General features: G+C 63.2%; 16 protein-coding genes. 7 read left to right on the top strand and 9 right to left on the bottom strand.

Going from position 1 to position 13740, the window contains the following annotated elements; all coding sequences use genetic code 11:
• Window positions 1-10: 10 nt before the first annotated feature.
• Window positions 11-712 carry a response regulator transcription factor gene (locus L610_RS17000; protein ID WP_144706501.1) on the bottom strand — a complete coding sequence of 234 codons (702 nt, stop codon included), beginning with the start codon at window positions 710-712 and terminating at the stop codon, window positions 11-13.
• Between the two features lie 352 nt (window positions 713-1064).
• Between L610_RS17000 and L610_RS16995 the strand changes: the two genes are divergently transcribed.
• From L610_RS16995 to L610_RS16975, 5 genes are all read left to right on the top strand, one after another.
• Window positions 1065-2675, top strand: a complete 1611-nt coding sequence (locus L610_RS16995; RefSeq protein ID WP_144706499.1) for a phosphoenolpyruvate carboxykinase — start codon at window positions 1065-1067, stop codon at window positions 2673-2675.
• A 262-nt stretch (window positions 2676-2937) separates the two neighbouring features.
• Window positions 2938-5181, top strand: coding sequence for a methyl-accepting chemotaxis protein (locus L610_RS20790; protein WP_305765057.1), 2244 nt, complete (start codon window positions 2938-2940; stop codon window positions 5179-5181).
• Window positions 5182-5263: 82 nt separating this feature from the next.
• Window positions 5264-5695: an alternative ribosome rescue aminoacyl-tRNA hydrolase ArfB gene (arfB, locus tag L610_RS16985; protein WP_024847114.1), complete on the top strand. Its 432-nt coding sequence runs from the start codon at window positions 5264-5266 to the stop codon at window positions 5693-5695.
• 82 nt (window positions 5696-5777) lie between these two features.
• Window positions 5778-6236, top strand: coding sequence for a peptidoglycan-binding protein LysM (lysM, locus tag L610_RS16980; protein WP_024847115.1), 459 nt, complete (start codon window positions 5778-5780; stop codon window positions 6234-6236).
• A 58-nt stretch (window positions 6237-6294) separates the two neighbouring features.
• A complete protein-coding gene (locus L610_RS16975) occupies window positions 6295-6909 on the top strand; it encodes an alpha-ketoglutarate-dependent dioxygenase AlkB (protein WP_144706529.1) in 615 nt (204 codons plus the stop codon).
• On the opposite strand, the gene L610_RS16970 is transcribed toward L610_RS16975, so the two are convergent.
• The 8 genes from L610_RS16970 to hisB all read right to left on the bottom strand — a co-directional run bounded on the left by L610_RS16970 (window position 6875) and on the right by hisB (window position 12477).
• A complete protein-coding gene (locus L610_RS16970; RefSeq protein WP_144706497.1) occupies window positions 6875-7849 on the bottom strand; it encodes a phosphatase PAP2 family protein in 975 nt (324 codons plus the stop codon). The genes L610_RS16975 and L610_RS16970 overlap by 35 nt on opposite strands.
• 62 nt (window positions 7850-7911) lie before the next feature.
• Entirely contained in the window at window positions 7912-8883 is a 972-nt protein-coding gene (gene coaA, locus L610_RS16965; protein ID WP_186441567.1) for a type I pantothenate kinase, read from the bottom strand.
• Window positions 8884-8896: 13 nt separating this feature from the next.
• Entirely contained in the window at window positions 8897-9220 is a 324-nt protein-coding gene (locus tag L610_RS16960) for a phosphoribosyl-ATP diphosphatase (protein WP_144706495.1), read from the bottom strand.
• 12 nt (window positions 9221-9232) lie between these two features.
• On the bottom strand, window positions 9233-10018 hold the full coding sequence (gene hisF / locus L610_RS16955) for an imidazole glycerol phosphate synthase subunit HisF (RefSeq protein WP_144706493.1): 786 nt from the start codon (window positions 10016-10018) through the stop codon (window positions 9233-9235).
• Window positions 10015-10749, bottom strand: a complete 735-nt coding sequence (gene hisA / locus L610_RS16950) for a 1-(5-phosphoribosyl)-5-[(5-phosphoribosylamino)methylideneamino]imidazole-4-carboxamide isomerase (protein WP_024847121.1) — start codon at window positions 10747-10749, stop codon at window positions 10015-10017. The genes hisF and hisA overlap by 4 nt, the downstream gene beginning before the upstream one ends.
• Window positions 10746-11396: an imidazole glycerol phosphate synthase subunit HisH gene (gene hisH, locus L610_RS16945; RefSeq protein WP_144706525.1), complete on the bottom strand. Its 651-nt coding sequence runs from the start codon at window positions 11394-11396 to the stop codon at window positions 10746-10748. Before hisH ends, hisA begins: the two co-directional genes overlap by 4 nt.
• A 2-nt stretch (window positions 11397-11398) precedes the next feature.
• Window positions 11399-11869: a DUF2628 domain-containing protein gene (locus tag L610_RS16940; protein WP_144706491.1), complete on the bottom strand. Its 471-nt coding sequence runs from the start codon at window positions 11867-11869 to the stop codon at window positions 11399-11401.
• An 8-nt stretch (window positions 11870-11877) separates the two neighbouring features.
• Window positions 11878-12477 (bottom strand): imidazoleglycerol-phosphate dehydratase HisB, encoded by a 600-nt coding sequence (hisB, locus tag L610_RS16935; RefSeq protein WP_024847124.1) that lies wholly within the window; start codon window positions 12475-12477, stop codon window positions 11878-11880.
• Window positions 12478-12626: 149 nt separating this feature from the next.
• Between hisB and hslV the strand changes: the two genes are divergently transcribed.
• Together hslV and L610_RS16925 are read left to right on the top strand one after the other, a co-directional pair.
• A complete protein-coding gene (hslV, locus tag L610_RS16930) occupies window positions 12627-13175 on the top strand; it encodes an ATP-dependent protease subunit HslV (RefSeq protein ID WP_144706489.1) in 549 nt (182 codons plus the stop codon).
• Window positions 13165-13695 carry a GNAT family N-acetyltransferase gene (locus L610_RS16925; protein WP_144706487.1) on the top strand — a complete coding sequence of 177 codons (531 nt, stop codon included), beginning with the start codon at window positions 13165-13167 and terminating at the stop codon, window positions 13693-13695. The genes hslV and L610_RS16925 overlap by 11 nt, the downstream gene beginning before the upstream one ends.
• Window positions 13696-13740 lie beyond the last annotated feature (45 nt).

The raw sequence follows: 13740 nt of genomic DNA, 5'->3' as shown, positions 1-13740 counted from the left end.
CTTCGGGCTTTCACGCCTCGCGGAAGCGGTAGCCTACCCCGTAAAGCGTTTCGATCATGTCGAAGGTTTCGTCAACCGCCTTGAACTTCTTGCGCAGGCGCTTGATGTGGCTGTCGATCGTGCGGTCGTCGACATAGACCTGCTCGTCATAGGCCGCGTCCATCAGCGCGTCGCGGCTCTTCACCACGCCCGGGCGCTGCGCCAGCGCATGCAGGATAAGGAACTCGGTCACCGTCAGCGTGACGGGCTCGCCCTTCCAGGTGCAGGTGTGGCGCTCCTGGTCCATGACAAGCTGGCCGCGCTCGAGCGAACGCGACGGCTGGCCGGGCGCCTTGGCGTTGACGTCCCGGGCGCTTGCCCGGCGCAGCACGGCACGCACGCGCTCAACCAGCAGGCGCTGCGAGAACGGCTTACGGATGAAGTCGTCCGCGCCCATCTTCAGACCGAACAGTTCGTCGATCTCATCGTCTTTCGAAGTCAGGAAGATGACGGGGATGTCACTCTTCTGGCGCAGGCGGCGCAGCAGCTCCATGCCATCCATGCGCGGCATCTTGATATCGAAGATCGCAAGGTTCGGCGGGCGGGCCATCAAACCCTCCAGAGCGGAGGCACCATCCGTATAGGTCTCGACGCGATATCCCTCGGACTCAAGCGCGATGGAGACGGAGGTGAGGATGTTCCGGTCGTCGTCGACGAGCGCGATCGTTGCCATATCAAGCGTCTCCCTCATAAGCGGGTGTCCTTCCTGCTGCTGCAAGTTGCGGCACTTGGCGGACAAATTAGGTACAAATTGTGGCACGGCCACCCCCGCGCGTCCAGTTGCGTCAGCAAGCCGCCCTCCTCCCAAATAGGGATGCTGCGCCTTCCTTTTCCACATTCGGTCACGCCCTCGCCGCGGATTCACGCCGATACAACCGATTTAAAAATCTTTGAATTTTTTTAAATCGATTAATGATTTGATATTGCTGATTTTTTCTGTTTTGAGGCCAGCAAGGCTTCTGGTCGGGGACGCAACGTCATCACCAGGCGTCGCTTTTGTGTTGCTCCGTTCTTTGGTGGTGAGGATGACGGAAACTGGCCTTCGCAATCCTAACAATGGGATTGAGACCTGCGGTCTGACGACTTCGGGCAACGTCTACTACAATCTCGGCCCAGCCGAGCTTGTCGAACATGCACTGCGCCGCGGCGAGGCAAAGCTGACCGCGCATGGCGCGCTCGTTGCCTATACCGGCCAGCACACCGGTCGTTCGCCCAAGGACAAGTTCGTGGTGCGCGACGCATCCACCGAGCCGCATGTCTGGTGGGACAACAACAAGCCGCTCAGCCCCGACCACTTCCAGGTGCTCTACGAGGACTTCCTTAAGCACGCACAGGGCATGGACCTTTACGTCCAGGACCTCGTTGGCGGCGCTGACGAGTCCAACAGCCTGCCGACCCGCGTCATCACCGAGTACGCATGGCACTCGATGTTCATCCGCAACCTGCTGATCCGCCCCGCCCGCGAGGCGCTGGCGTCCTATCAGCAGAAGATGACCATCATAGACCTGCCGTCGTTCAAGGCCGATCCGGCCCGCCACGGCACCCGCACCGAAACGGTCATCGCCATCGACTTCTCTCGCATGCTCGTCCTGATCGGCGGCACCTCCTATGCCGGCGAGATGAAGAAGTCGGTCTTCACCGCGCTAAACTACCTGCTGCCGGCGAAGGGCGTGATGCCGATGCACTGCTCGGCCAATGTCGGCCCGGCTGGCGACGCGGCCGTGTTCTTCGGCCTGTCGGGCACCGGCAAGACGACGCTTTCCGCCGATCCGAAGCGCACGCTCATCGGCGACGACGAGCACGGCTGGGGCGAGAACGGCATCTTCAACTTCGAGGGCGGCTGCTACGCCAAGACGATCAAGCTGTCGGCCGAGGCAGAGCCGGAGATCTTCGCCACCACCCGCCGCTTCGGCACGGTGCTCGAGAATGTCGTTCTCGACGAGAACCGCGTCCCGGACTTCGATGACGGCTCGCTGACCGAAAACACCCGCTGCGCCTACCCGCTCGACTTCATTCCGAACGCGAGCGAGACGGGCCAAGCAGGTCATCCGAAGAACATCATCATGCTGACCGCCGACGCCTTCGGCGTGATGCCGCCGATCGCGCGCCTCACCCCGGCACAGGCGATGTACCACTTCCTGTCCGGCTACACCGCCAAGGTCGCCGGCACCGAGAAGGGCGTCACCGAGCCGGAAGCGACATTCTCGACCTGCTTCGGCGCGCCGTTCATGCCGCGCCATCCGTCGGAATACGGCAACCTGCTCAAGGAGCTGATCGCCAAGCACGGCGTGACCTGCTGGCTGGTCAACACTGGCTGGACCGGCGGCGCCTACGGCGTTGGCAAGCGCATGCCGATCAAAGCGACCCGCGCGCTGCTAACCGCGGCCCTCGACGGCTCGCTCAACAACGCCGAGTTCCGCATCGACCCGAACTTCGGCTTCGAGGTTCCGGTCGAGGTCCCGGGCGTCGACAGCTCGATCCTCGACCCGCGTTCGACCTGGGCCGACAAGGCCGGCTATGACGCGCAGGCCCGTAAGCTCGTCGGCATGTTCATCGACAACTTCGCCAAGTTCGAGGCCCATGTCGATGCGACCACGCTCGAGGCTGCGCCACGCATCGTCGAGGCTGCCGAATAGGCAACGGCACACAATTTGATCAGGAGAGGCCCGTGTTTACGCACGGGCCTCTTTTGTTTCTGCGCAGACCATCCGGCAAAATGTATACGCAGGCGATGACGTTAAGTCAGCCTTAACAGTTCTCACGCTCCTGTTGCGCCGGGGGCCTTGCTTCGGCGAGGGACATGACGTCTTCCCTCAGCCGGTCCGGCATTTCCATCAGGTTCATTCAGAGCGCATTTGCCCATTTTGGCCGGGCAGGATGTGCGTCGTGGGTTCTCGCATGAAGTTGCCGTCACTTCGTATTTCCCATCGCATCGGGCTTATCGCGGCTGCGGGCGTACTTGGCATGCTCGCCGTCACAGGGATGTTCGTGTACGAGCGCTACGCCCTGAATGCGCTCGAGCAGACCGAAGCGGAAGCGCGCGCCATGGAGGCTCTCGCCGACCAGCTGCAGAGGAACTTCATCCATCTACAGGGTCTCGAAAAGGATTTCTTCCTGAACAAGAAGGAAGAGGTGCTGAAGGAGCACAAGCGCAAAGTCGACGAGCTCAGGGGCGAGATCAAGGAGATCGAGGCGGTCATCGCCACGCATGAGGGGCGCAACTTCCCGCAGCCTGGCCGCCTGATGGATGTCTTCAAGGACTATGAGGCTGCCTTCGCGCTTGCCGCCAATACCTACAAGCGGCTTGGCCTCAGCCCGGACCAGGGCCTGCAGCGCGGCCTGCGCACCGCCGGCGGCTACCTCGCCGAGAAGCTCCAGCGCGTGCCGCTAACCCAGCTGAAGCTCGATGCGACGGAAATCTTCCTGAACGAGCGCAACTTCATCCTGAACCCAACCAGCGAAAACGAGAAGTTGCTCAACAAGGCGATGGAGCAGCTGCGCAAGCGGCCCGCAAGCCTGTTCGGCTCACCCGAGGCGCACGCCGCCGCGATGTCGACGCTCGATACCTACGAAAAGATCTTCCAGAACTTCGCTCGCGAAGCAGCGCTCAGCGTCGTGCTGCAGAGGGACGTTGCGAGCTCCTTCACGCAGGTCCAGCCGATCTTTGCCCGCATCCACACCGAGGTCGAGAAGATCCGCGAGGAAGTTGCCCAGCAGCAGGCGGCGACCTCGGAGACCATCCGGCAGCTGTTGATCGTGGTCATCGGCACCCTGCTGGTCCTGATCGCGGCCGCCGGCTTCCTGTCGTGGCGCTCGGTTGCACGGCCGATCACCCTGACCGCGCGCTCGATGCGTGAGCTTGCCGATGGCGCGCTCGACATCCAGGTCCCGGGCCTCGGCCGCCGCGACGAGATCGGCGAAATCGCCACCGCCTTCGAACGGTTCCGCGAAAACACCATCCGCCGCGTCCGCGAGGAGCGCGAGGCCGAGGAAGCACGCCAGCGCGCCGCCCTCGAGCGCGAGGCGCGGGAGAATGCGGAGAAGGTTCAGCAGGCACAGATGCTGCAGGATGCCGTCCATCGCCTGGCAGAGGGCCTCAGCAGGCTCGCCGACGGCGACGTGACCCAGAGCATCGACGAACCGTTCACGGAGTCGATGGAGCAGCTGCGCCACGACTTCAACAACTCGGTCGCAAAGCTGCGCGCTGCCCTTGCCGCGGTTGGCGAAAACGCCACGGCCATCCACGCCGGCTCCGAGGAAATCCGCCAGGCCGCCGATGATCTGTCGACGCGTACCGAGCAGCAGGCTGCTTCGGTTGAACAAACGGCTGCTGCACTCGAGCAGATGGTCGCAACCGTTCAGGACTCCAGCCGCCGCGCCGAAGAGGCAGGCATGCTCGTCTCCCATACCCGGGAAGGCGCGGAACGATCGGGCGTGATCGTGCAGGATGCCATCGCCGCCATGGACCGCATCGCCGCGTCCTCCGACGAGATCAGCAACATCATCGGGGTCATCGACGAGATCGCCTTCCAGATCAGCCTGCTTGCCCTCAACGCCGGCATCGAGGCCGCACGTGCGGGCGACGCCGGCCGCGGCTTCGCGGTCGTTGCTCAGGAAGTGCGCGAGCTTGCGCAGCGCTCGGCCAATGCCGCAAAGGAGATCAACGCGCTGATCAGCCAGTCGGGCGAACACGTCCGCTCGGGCGTCTCGCTCGTCGGCGAGGCAGGCAAGGCGCTGGCGACGATCGTTGCCGAAGTGCAAGAAATCAGCACGAACGTCACCGCGATCGTCGAGGCAGCACGCGAGCAGGCAACCGGCCTTTCGGAGATCAACATCGCCGTCAACCGCATCGACCAGGGCACGCAGCAGAACGCGGCCATGGTGGAGGAGACGACTGCCGCCAGCCACAAGCTCGCGGCAGAGGCATCGGCGCTTCAGGACCTCCTCGCCCAGTTCAAGCTCGGCAACGATCGGGACTACGTCCAGCCGGTTGCTACGCGCGGCCGTGCGCCGGCGCGGCCTTCTTCCCACGCTGCATCGGCTGAGCCGCGGGCAGAGCCTGCACGGATGGTCGCCGGCGGTGGTYCATCGGCTGCCGCGCTCCTCGCCGCCAGCGAGGAGGACGACTGGGAAGAGTTCTAAGCAACTCCTTCCCTGCGGGTTTCGTCCGGCACCGGGCTACTCTATCTAGGAGAGGTTCGCCCGGTGCATGGAACGGCCCGAAATGGATAAGACGATCAGAATCGGCCCCGGGGCCGTCATCAGCGAGGACGAGCTGGAGGAAAACTTCATCCGCTCGTCCGGTCCCGGCGGCCAGAACGTCAACAAGGTGGCCACCGCAGTTCAGCTGCGCTTCGATGCCGCCTCCTCTCCCGGCCTTTCAGAGCGCGTCCGCGAGCGCGCAATCAAGTTCGCCGGCTATCGTGCCACCAAGGATGGCGTCATCGTCATCGAGGCCTCGCGCTTCCGCACCCAGGAACAGAACCGCGCCGACGCGCGCGCCCGGCTGATCGAAATTCTCGCCAAAGCCGCCGAGCCGCCACCGAAGCCGCGCAAGAAGACCAAGCCGTCGAAGGGCGCGGTCGAAAGACGTCTCAAGGAAAAGGCCGGGCGCTCCAGCATCAAGAAGATGCGCGGCAAGGTTGCTGCCGACTGATTGATGCTTCCCATTTGCAATTTCCGATGCGACAACTCGCATGGGGGCGTAAGCATCAACTACCAGCGCAAGGAGAGGCGGTATGGGTCTGTTCAGTTTCGCAAAGTCCATCGGCAAGAAGCTCGGTTTCGGTGACGATGAGGAAGAGCCGAAGGTCGACGCGATCGAGCAGGAGCTCGCTTCGCACAAGCTCGGCACCGAGGACGTCAAGATCGAGATCGTCGGCAACAAGGCGGTGCTGAAGGGCAAGGTCGCGGATCAGGCTACGCTGGAAAAGGCGATCGTCGCTGTCGGCAACACGATCGGCATCGCCGAGGTGGAAACCAAGGTCGAGGTGGAGGAAGCTCCGGACAAGGCCGAGAAGGAGCCGGTCTTCTACACCGTCAAGAAGGGCGACAACCTTTGGAAGATCGCCGAGGCGCACTACGGCAAGGGCAAGGGCGCCAAGCACACGCTGATCTTCGAGGCAAACACGCCGATGCTGACGCATCCGGACAAGATCTATCCGGGCCAGGTGCTGCGCATCCCGCCGCTCGACTAATTTTCTTGGTGCGCCCGGCGCAAAGCGCTGCCGGGCGCCATCCCGAGGCGCGATGATGGTGCAGGTTCTGCCGCGCGGCGTGCGCCACATTCCCGGCTATCTCGACCGGCCGCAGCAGGAAAAGCTGCTCGAGGAGATCCGCGCCGTCGTCAAGGCCGCGCCGCTCTACGTGCCGACCATGCCGCGCACCGGCAAGCCGATGAGCGTACGGATGACCAATTGCGGCGCGCTCGGTTGGGTCACCGACAAGGAAGGCGGCTACCGCTACCAGCCGCATCACCCCGTCACCGGCGCTCCTTGGCCGCCGATCCCCGCCATGCTGCTCGATATCTGGCGCGAGATCGCGCAATACCCACACGAGCCGGAGGCCTGCCTCGTCAACTTCTACGAGCCCAACGCGCGCATGGGCCTGCATCAGGACCGCGACGAGCAGGATCTAGCGGCACCCGTTCTGTCGGTTTCACTTGGCGATGACTGCCTGTTTCGCGTCGGCGAAACCACCCGCTCCGGCCGCACGGTCTCCTTCCGCCTTCGAAGCGGCGACATCGTCGTCCTCGGCGGCGAAGGCCGCCTCGCCTTCCACGGCGTCGACCGCATCTATCCCGCCACCTCGACGCTGCTGAAGAACGGCGGTCGGATCAATTTGACGTTGAGGCGGGTGAGGAAGGTGTGACCAATACGTCGAAAGGCGACCAGGCGCGCGCGGCGATGCGCCTATAGAAGATCGCCGTCGCGATACTGATCGACAGACCGGCGATCCCGATGCCGGCTATCACATCCACGAGGTAGTGGTTTGCGTGGGAAATCGCCGAGACAGCCATTGCCACATTCAGCAGCAGTGCCGGGACGCGCAGCCAGCGAAGGTCCCAGCACGCCCACGCGCACAAGGCAGCCACGGCAGCATGTACCGAAGGGAAAGTTACGATGCCCGCAGCCTCGTGAAATTTGATCACGAAAGGGCCGGGCTGCCTGACGGCGTGAAACTGCTCCAGGAACACGAACCCGAACTTTGCATTGATGGCCTGCAATTGTTCCTGGCTGACGCCATAGACGACGTAAGTGCCCAGAGCCGGATACCAGATAAAGACGATGCTGGAGATCAGGCAAAGGAGGCAATAGGCCACAACCATGGTGCACGCCCGTTGAGGGCGACCAAATAGAGCCAGCACCGCTGGAACGAGGAGAAGCTGCAGGAAAAAGGAGGAGTATGCTTCCGCCAGAAGGTTCGCCAACGCGGGCCAGCCGTCCACGAACTCGATGAACCTGCGCCAGTCGAAGCCCAGGGCCTCATCCATTGCCACCAGCTGAGCATCGGCAAGGGGCATGTTCAGCCGCATCGCCGCATAGGTCCACACGATGACGGGGACGCAAAGGGCGAGGATGGCAGTGAAGCAGGTCAGCGCTTCGGGAATGAAAACCATTCTCCGCCAACATGCATAGGCGATGAATGGCAAACCCATGCTGAGAACAAGAGCGAAATCGCGTATTGACGCGAAGTCGATCGACATATTGGCTGCATGAAGAATGGGGATCATCGAGAGGTATGACAGCGCGACGGTTAATATAACGCCGCCGATCGCAAACTCGCGTCTTACCGCAACCAGCTTTGACATGGAGCCCCTCCTATTGCTCCATGTAGTTCATACGGGGATAAAGTTTTTCTTAATCAGCCGGCCTACAACTTCCGCAGTGCCACTTCCTCGACCAGATGATCTGCGCCTTTGCGCAGAACGAGGTCAGCGCGCGGGCGGGTGGGCAGGATGTTCTCGCGCAGGTTCTTGAGGTTGATGTTGGTCCAGAGGCTCTCGGCAATTGCCAGCGCGGCGTCTTCCGACAGCTGCGAATAGCGATGGAAGAAGGATTCCGGGTTGCGAAATGCCGTCTCGCGCAGTCGCATGAAACGGTCGATGTACCACTCGTGGACCAGCTCCTCCGGCGCATCGATGTAGATCGAGAAGTCGAAGAAGTCGGAGATGAACGGCACGAACTTGCCGTCCTTCGGGAGTTCGCGCGTCTGCAGGACGTTGATGCCTTCGAAGATCAGGATGTCGGGCCGGTCGATGGTGACGTAGGCACCGGGAAGCACGTCATAGGTCAGGTGCGAGTAGAGCGGCGCCTTGACGTCGCGCTCGCCCGACTTGATGGCCGAAAGGAAGCGCAGAAGGGCGCCGACGTCGTAGCTCTCCGGGAAGCCCTTGCGCTCCATCAGATTTTCGCGGCGCAGAACATCGTTGGGCAGCAGGAAGCCGTCGGTGGTGACGAGGTCAACCTTCGGGCTCGTCGGCCAGCGCTGCAGGAGCTCCTTGAGCACGCGCGCGGTGGTCGACTTGCCGACCGCCACGGACCCGGCGATGCCGATAATGAAGGGCGTCTTCACCGAGCCATTGGCGCCAAAGAACAGCTGCCGCTGGCGATAGAGAAGCTGCGTTGCCTCGACATGCGCGTAAAGCAGGCGCGACATCGACAGATAGATGCGCCGCACCTCGTCGAGATCGATCGGGTCGTTCAGCGAACGCAGCCGGCGGACTTCATCCTCGGTCAGCGTGAGGGGCGTGTCGGCGCGAAATTCTGCCCAGCGCTCGGCAGTGAACAAGCGATAGGGCGAGTATTTTTCGGTCGCGACGAGGTGGTCCAGAGCGATCGACATGGTGCCTCGGCGGCTAGTCAGCGGGACGTGCCGCTTTTTCGGCAATACCGGACTGGCCGGTGCGGCGCTGCAGCTCAGCCATCACCTCATCGAGAGGGACGCCGGCGAGCGCGAGCGTAACCATGAGGTGATAAAGAAGGTCCGCGCTTTCGCTGACAACGCCGGCGCGGTCGCCACGCACTGCGGCGATGACGGTCTCAACCGCCTCCTCGCCCAGCTTCTGCGCCGCCTTGTCGATTCCCTTCGAGAACAGCTTCGCCGTCCAGGAGTTGGTGTCGCCCGAACGGCCGCGCTCTGCAACGATGCGTTCAAGCTCCGAGAGCGTAAAACCGGACATGGCTCCTCCTCCTCAGGCCACGGGATCGAGCCGCATGGCAAGACCCGCTTTTGCCATGTGCTCCTTGGCCTGCGCAATGGTGTAGGTGCCGAAATGGAAAATCGATGCGGCCAGCACCGCAGTCGCATGCCCGTCGCGGATGCCCTCGACCAGATGGTCGAGATTACCGACACCGCCGGAGGCAATCACCGGCACGGTGACCGCATCGGCAATCGCGCGGGTCAGCGGGATGTCGTAGCCGGCCTTGGTGCCGTCGCGGTCCATCGAGGTCAGCAGGATTTCGCCCGCGCCACGCTTCACCATGTTGACTGCGAACTCGACGGCGTCGATGCCGGTCGCGTTGCGGCCGCCGTGGGTGAAGATTTCCCAGCGGTCCGCTTCGCCCGGCCCTGACACCTTCTTGGCGTCGATCGCGACGACGATGCACTGGTTGCCGAACTTGTCGGCAGCTTCAGAAACGAAGTCCGGATTGTTGACCGCTGCGGTGTTGATCGAGACCTTGTCGGCGCCGGCAAGCAGCAGCTTGCGGATGTCGGCGACCTGGCGCACGCCGCCGCCGACGGTGAGCGGCATGAAGCACTGCTCGGCGGTACGCGCGACGATATCGAAGATCGTCTCGCGATTGTCGGACGAAGCGGTAATGTCGAGGAAGCAAAGCTCGTCAGCACCGGCAGCGTCATAGGCACGGGCAGCTTCCACCGGGTCGCCCGCGTCGATCAGGTCGACGAAGTTAACGCCCTTGACGACGCGGCCGTCCTTGACGTCGAGACAGGGAATGATGCGGGACTTGAGCGTCATGCGCGGGCTCCCTTGAGCACGGCGAGCGCCTTCGCCGGATCGATGCGGCCGTCATAAAGCGCACGGCCGGAAATCGCGCCTTCGAGGATCGCGGCATCCGGCTGGGTCATGCGCTCGATGTCGGCCATGGAAGCGAGGCCGCCGGAAGCGATCACCGGGATCGAAACCTCCCTCGCCATCTCGATGGTGGCGTCCCAGTTGATGCCGGCAAGCACGCCGTCGCGGTCAATGTCGGTGTAGATGATGGCGGCAACGCCAGCGCCCTCGAACTTCTTGGCGAGTTCAATCGCGCCGAGTTCGGACGCTTCCGCCCAGCCCTCGACCGCGACCTTGCCGCCGCGCGCGTCAATGCCCACCGCAATCTTGCCCGGAAATGCCTTGCAGGCCTCGATGACGAGCTGCGGGTTCCGTACCGCGACGGTGCCAAGGATGACACGGGCGAGACCCTTCGAGAGCCAGGCCTCGATGTGGTTCATGTTGCGGATGCCGCCGCCGAGCTGCACCGGGTTCTTCGTCGACTTCAGGATCGACTCGACGGCATCGCCGTTGCGGCTCTCGCCAGCGAAGGCGCCGTCGAGGTCGACCACATGCAGCCATTCGAAGCCCTGCGCCTCGAACTGGGCGGCCTGCGCGCCCGGATCCTCGTTGTAGACCGTCGCGCTCGACATCTCGCCCAGCTTCAGGCGGACGCAGCGACCTTCCTTGAGATCAATGGCGGGGAAAAGGATCACGGCTTCCACCTCAGGAAATTGGCAATCAGGGCAAGGCCCAGCTTCTGGCTCTTTTCGGGATGGAACTGGGTTCCAGCCATGTTGTCTCGCGCGACCGCAGCCGTGACAACGCCGCCATAATTGGTGGTGGCGATCACGTCCTGCTGGTGCTTCGCATCGAGAAAATAAGAATGGACGAAATAAGCGTGCAGGCCGTTGTCGCCGGTCGGGATGCCGGCGAACAGCGGATGGTCCTGTTTCACGTGAATCGTGTTCCAGCCGATCTGCGGAATCTTCAGTTCCGGGTCGTCCGGCTGCATGAGACGGACGTCACCCTCGATCCAGTCGAGCCCCTCGGTCACGGTCTTCTCGAGGCCGCGCGAGGACATCAGCTGCATGCCGACGCAAATGCCGAAGAACGGATGGGCCTTGTGCTCGACCACCTCGCGCAGCGCCTCGACCATGCCGGGAACGGCATCAAGGCCGGCGCGGCAGTCGGCATAGGCGCCGACGCCCGGCAGGACGACCCGGTCAGCGGTGCGGACGCGCTCCGCGTCGGCCGTCAGTTCGATCTCGGCGGCAATGCCAGATTCGCGGGAGGCACGTTCAAATGCCTTGGTGGCGGAGCGGAGGTTACCCGATCCGTAATCTATGATCGCAACGCGCATCGTCATCCTCTTCCGGGATAACCCAGCATGCCGAGAGCCGGCACCGCCGTGGCAGCGGCCCGTGCGGGCCTGTTGGTTTGAAGGGCAGGCACGGTGTCGTCCTGCCCGTTAAAGTCCTTCGCCTCGAGATAGCGCACTTCAGCGTCCCCGGAATTGTCCGCCTCGACGACGCCCCACTCGCGCCAGCCGCGACGCAGCAGTGCGGCGACCTTCAGCGCCGGGCCTTCCAGCCCGATGAAGATGGCGACAGCCAGCCCGGCAACCAGCGCCAGCCAGTCGTAGCCGAGATAGGAAGCCACGGCACCGATGGCGAGGCCGACGGCGAAGACGGCAAGCGCCTCCAGCCACAGACGGTGGAACAGCAGCCAGAACACCGGAAAGACGAAGGCGAGAAAGTGGAAGCCGTCCCGCACGAGGACGGCGCGCTCGGCGCCATCGCGTACAGGCGGCTCCATCACCACATAGCTGGCCATCGCCGCTCCTATCCGTTCAGCGTTCCCTTGGTCGAGGGAATGGCGCCTTCCTGGCGCGGATCGAACTCGATCGCGGCGCGCAGGGCCCGTGCCACCGCCTTGAAGCAGGTCTCGGCGATATGATGGTTGTTGGCGCCGTACTGGTTGCGCACGTGCAGGGTAATGCCGGCGTTCTGCGCCAGCGCCTGGAAGAACTCGCGCACCAGCTCGGTGTCGAAGGTGCCGATCTTCGGGGCCGAGAAATCGACGTGCCAGACAAGGAACGGTCGGCCGGAGACATCGATGGCTGCGCTCGTCAGCGTCTCGTCCATGGCAAGGTCGATCGAGGCATAACGGCAGATGCCGCGACGCTCGCCCAGCGCCTTCGAGATCGCCTGGCCGATCGCAATGCCGGTGTCCTCGACGGTGTGGTGATCATCGATGTGCAGGTCGCCCTTCGCCTCGATCTTCATATCGATCAGCGAATGGCGCGACAGCTGATCCAGCATATGGTCAAAGAAGCCCACGCCCGTGGAAATCTCGGAGCGGCCCTTGCCGTCGAGATCCACGGAAACCGAGATCTGGGTCTCCTTAGTGCTGCGGGAAACGCTGGCTGTGCGCCCGGACATGATCATCACCTTCCAGTAAAGAAGAAAAGCGCCTGCGTCTTACCAGCATGGCCGTTTAATGGAAAGCACTGCTGCGAAGCATGATTGCATTCGCGTATGGCGCGCATACATAAGCGACAAGCGCTTCGGCGCAGGAGATCGGAGCAATTATGTCGAACGAACTGACGATGCACGCGACAACGATCGTGACCGTGCGAAAGGCCGGCAAGGTCGTCATCGCAGGCGACGGCCAGGTAAGCCTTGGCCAGACAATCATGAAGGGTAATGCGCGCAAGGTGCGCCGCATCGGCAAGGGCAACGTGATCGCGGGTTTCGCGGGTGCGACCGCCGACGCCTTCACCCTGCTCGAACGGCTCGAGGCAAAGCTCGAGCAATATCCGGACCAGCTGACCCGCGCGGCGGTAGAGCTCGCCAAGGACTGGCGCACCGACAGGTACCTGCGCCGGCTGGAAGCGATGATGCTGGTTGCCGATAAGTCGGTGACGCTGGCGCTGACCGGCACGGGCGACGTGCTCGAACCCGAGCATGGCGTGATGGCGATCGGCTCTGGCGGCAACTACGCGCTTGCGGCCGCCCGCGCGCTGATGGACACCGACAAGACGGCCGAAGAAATCGCCCGCAAGGCGATGGAGATCGCGTCGGAGATCTGCGTCTACACCAACAACAACTTCGTCATCGAAACGCTGGATGCCGAATAGCGACCGCGCCATCGACTTCATTTCGGTGCAGCGGGAACATTACCCGCTGCTCGCGGCGTGGCTCGGTGAACCGCATATGCGGGAATGGTGGGGCGATCCGGACGAAGAGCTGGAGCACATCAGGAACATGGTCGAGGGGACGGACACGACCCGTCCCTTCCTGATCCGGCTTGATGGTGAGCTGGTCGGCTACATCCAGTACTGGTTCGTCGGCCACCACCAGAACCGGGAGTGGATCGAGGAGCATCCGTGGCTCGCCGAACTTCCCGCTGATACCGTCGGCGTGGACCTTTCCATCGGGGTGGCAGAACAGCTTTCGCAAGGCATCGGCTCTGCCGCCCTCGCAGCCTTCGTCGCGAAGCTGAGGAGCGAAGGGCACCAGACCATCATCATCGATCCGGATCCGGCTAATCTTCGCGCCGTGCGTGCCTATGAAAAGGCTGGCTTCCGGCCGATCCCCTCGCTTGTCGGGCGAACCGGAAGCGATGTACTGCTCATGCAGCACGTGGCTGGGGAGTGACTCTGAGGTGATCGTTTCTCGTGCCGCATATCATCACCCTGGCGA

It is taken from the genome of Aminobacter sp. J44 (assembly GCF_007829415.1).
Classification (GTDB): domain Bacteria; phylum Pseudomonadota; class Alphaproteobacteria; order Rhizobiales; family Rhizobiaceae; genus Aerobium.
The sequence above is the reverse complement of the archived record's forward strand: the minus strand, read 5'-3'. Positions and strand labels throughout refer to the sequence as shown.

Coding starts and splice junctions, on each gene's coding strand:
- L610_RS17000 (WP_144706501.1), bottom strand. CDS start 712: ATGGCAACGATCGCGCTCGTCGACGACGACCGGAACATCCTCACCTCC.
- L610_RS16995 (WP_144706499.1), top strand. CDS start 1,065: ATGACGGAAACTGGCCTTCGCAATCCTAACAATGGGATTGAGACCTGC.
- arfB (WP_024847114.1), top strand. CDS start 5,264: ATGGATAAGACGATCAGAATCGGCCCCGGGGCCGTCATCAGCGAGGAC.
- lysM (WP_024847115.1), top strand. CDS start 5,778: ATGGGTCTGTTCAGTTTCGCAAAGTCCATCGGCAAGAAGCTCGGTTTC.
- L610_RS16970 (WP_144706497.1), bottom strand. CDS start 7,849: ATGTCAAAGCTGGTTGCGGTAAGACGCGAGTTTGCGATCGGCGGCGTT.
- coaA (WP_186441567.1), bottom strand. CDS start 8,883: ATGTCGATCGCTCTGGACCACCTCGTCGCGACCGAAAAATACTCGCCC.
- L610_RS16960 (WP_144706495.1), bottom strand. CDS start 9,220: ATGTCCGGTTTTACGCTCTCGGAGCTTGAACGCATCGTTGCAGAGCGC.
- hisF (WP_144706493.1), bottom strand. CDS start 10,018: ATGACGCTCAAGTCCCGCATCATTCCCTGTCTCGACGTCAAGGACGGC.
- hisH (WP_144706525.1), bottom strand. CDS start 11,396: ATGCGCGTTGCGATCATAGATTACGGATCGGGTAACCTCCGCTCCGCC.
- L610_RS16940 (WP_144706491.1), bottom strand. CDS start 11,869: ATGGCCAGCTATGTGGTGATGGAGCCGCCTGTACGCGATGGCGCCGAG.
- hisB (WP_024847124.1), bottom strand. CDS start 12,477: ATGTCCGGGCGCACAGCCAGCGTTTCCCGCAGCACTAAGGAGACCCAG.
- hslV (WP_144706489.1), top strand. CDS start 12,627: ATGTCGAACGAACTGACGATGCACGCGACAACGATCGTGACCGTGCGA.
- L610_RS16925 (WP_144706487.1), top strand. CDS start 13,165: ATGCCGAATAGCGACCGCGCCATCGACTTCATTTCGGTGCAGCGGGAA.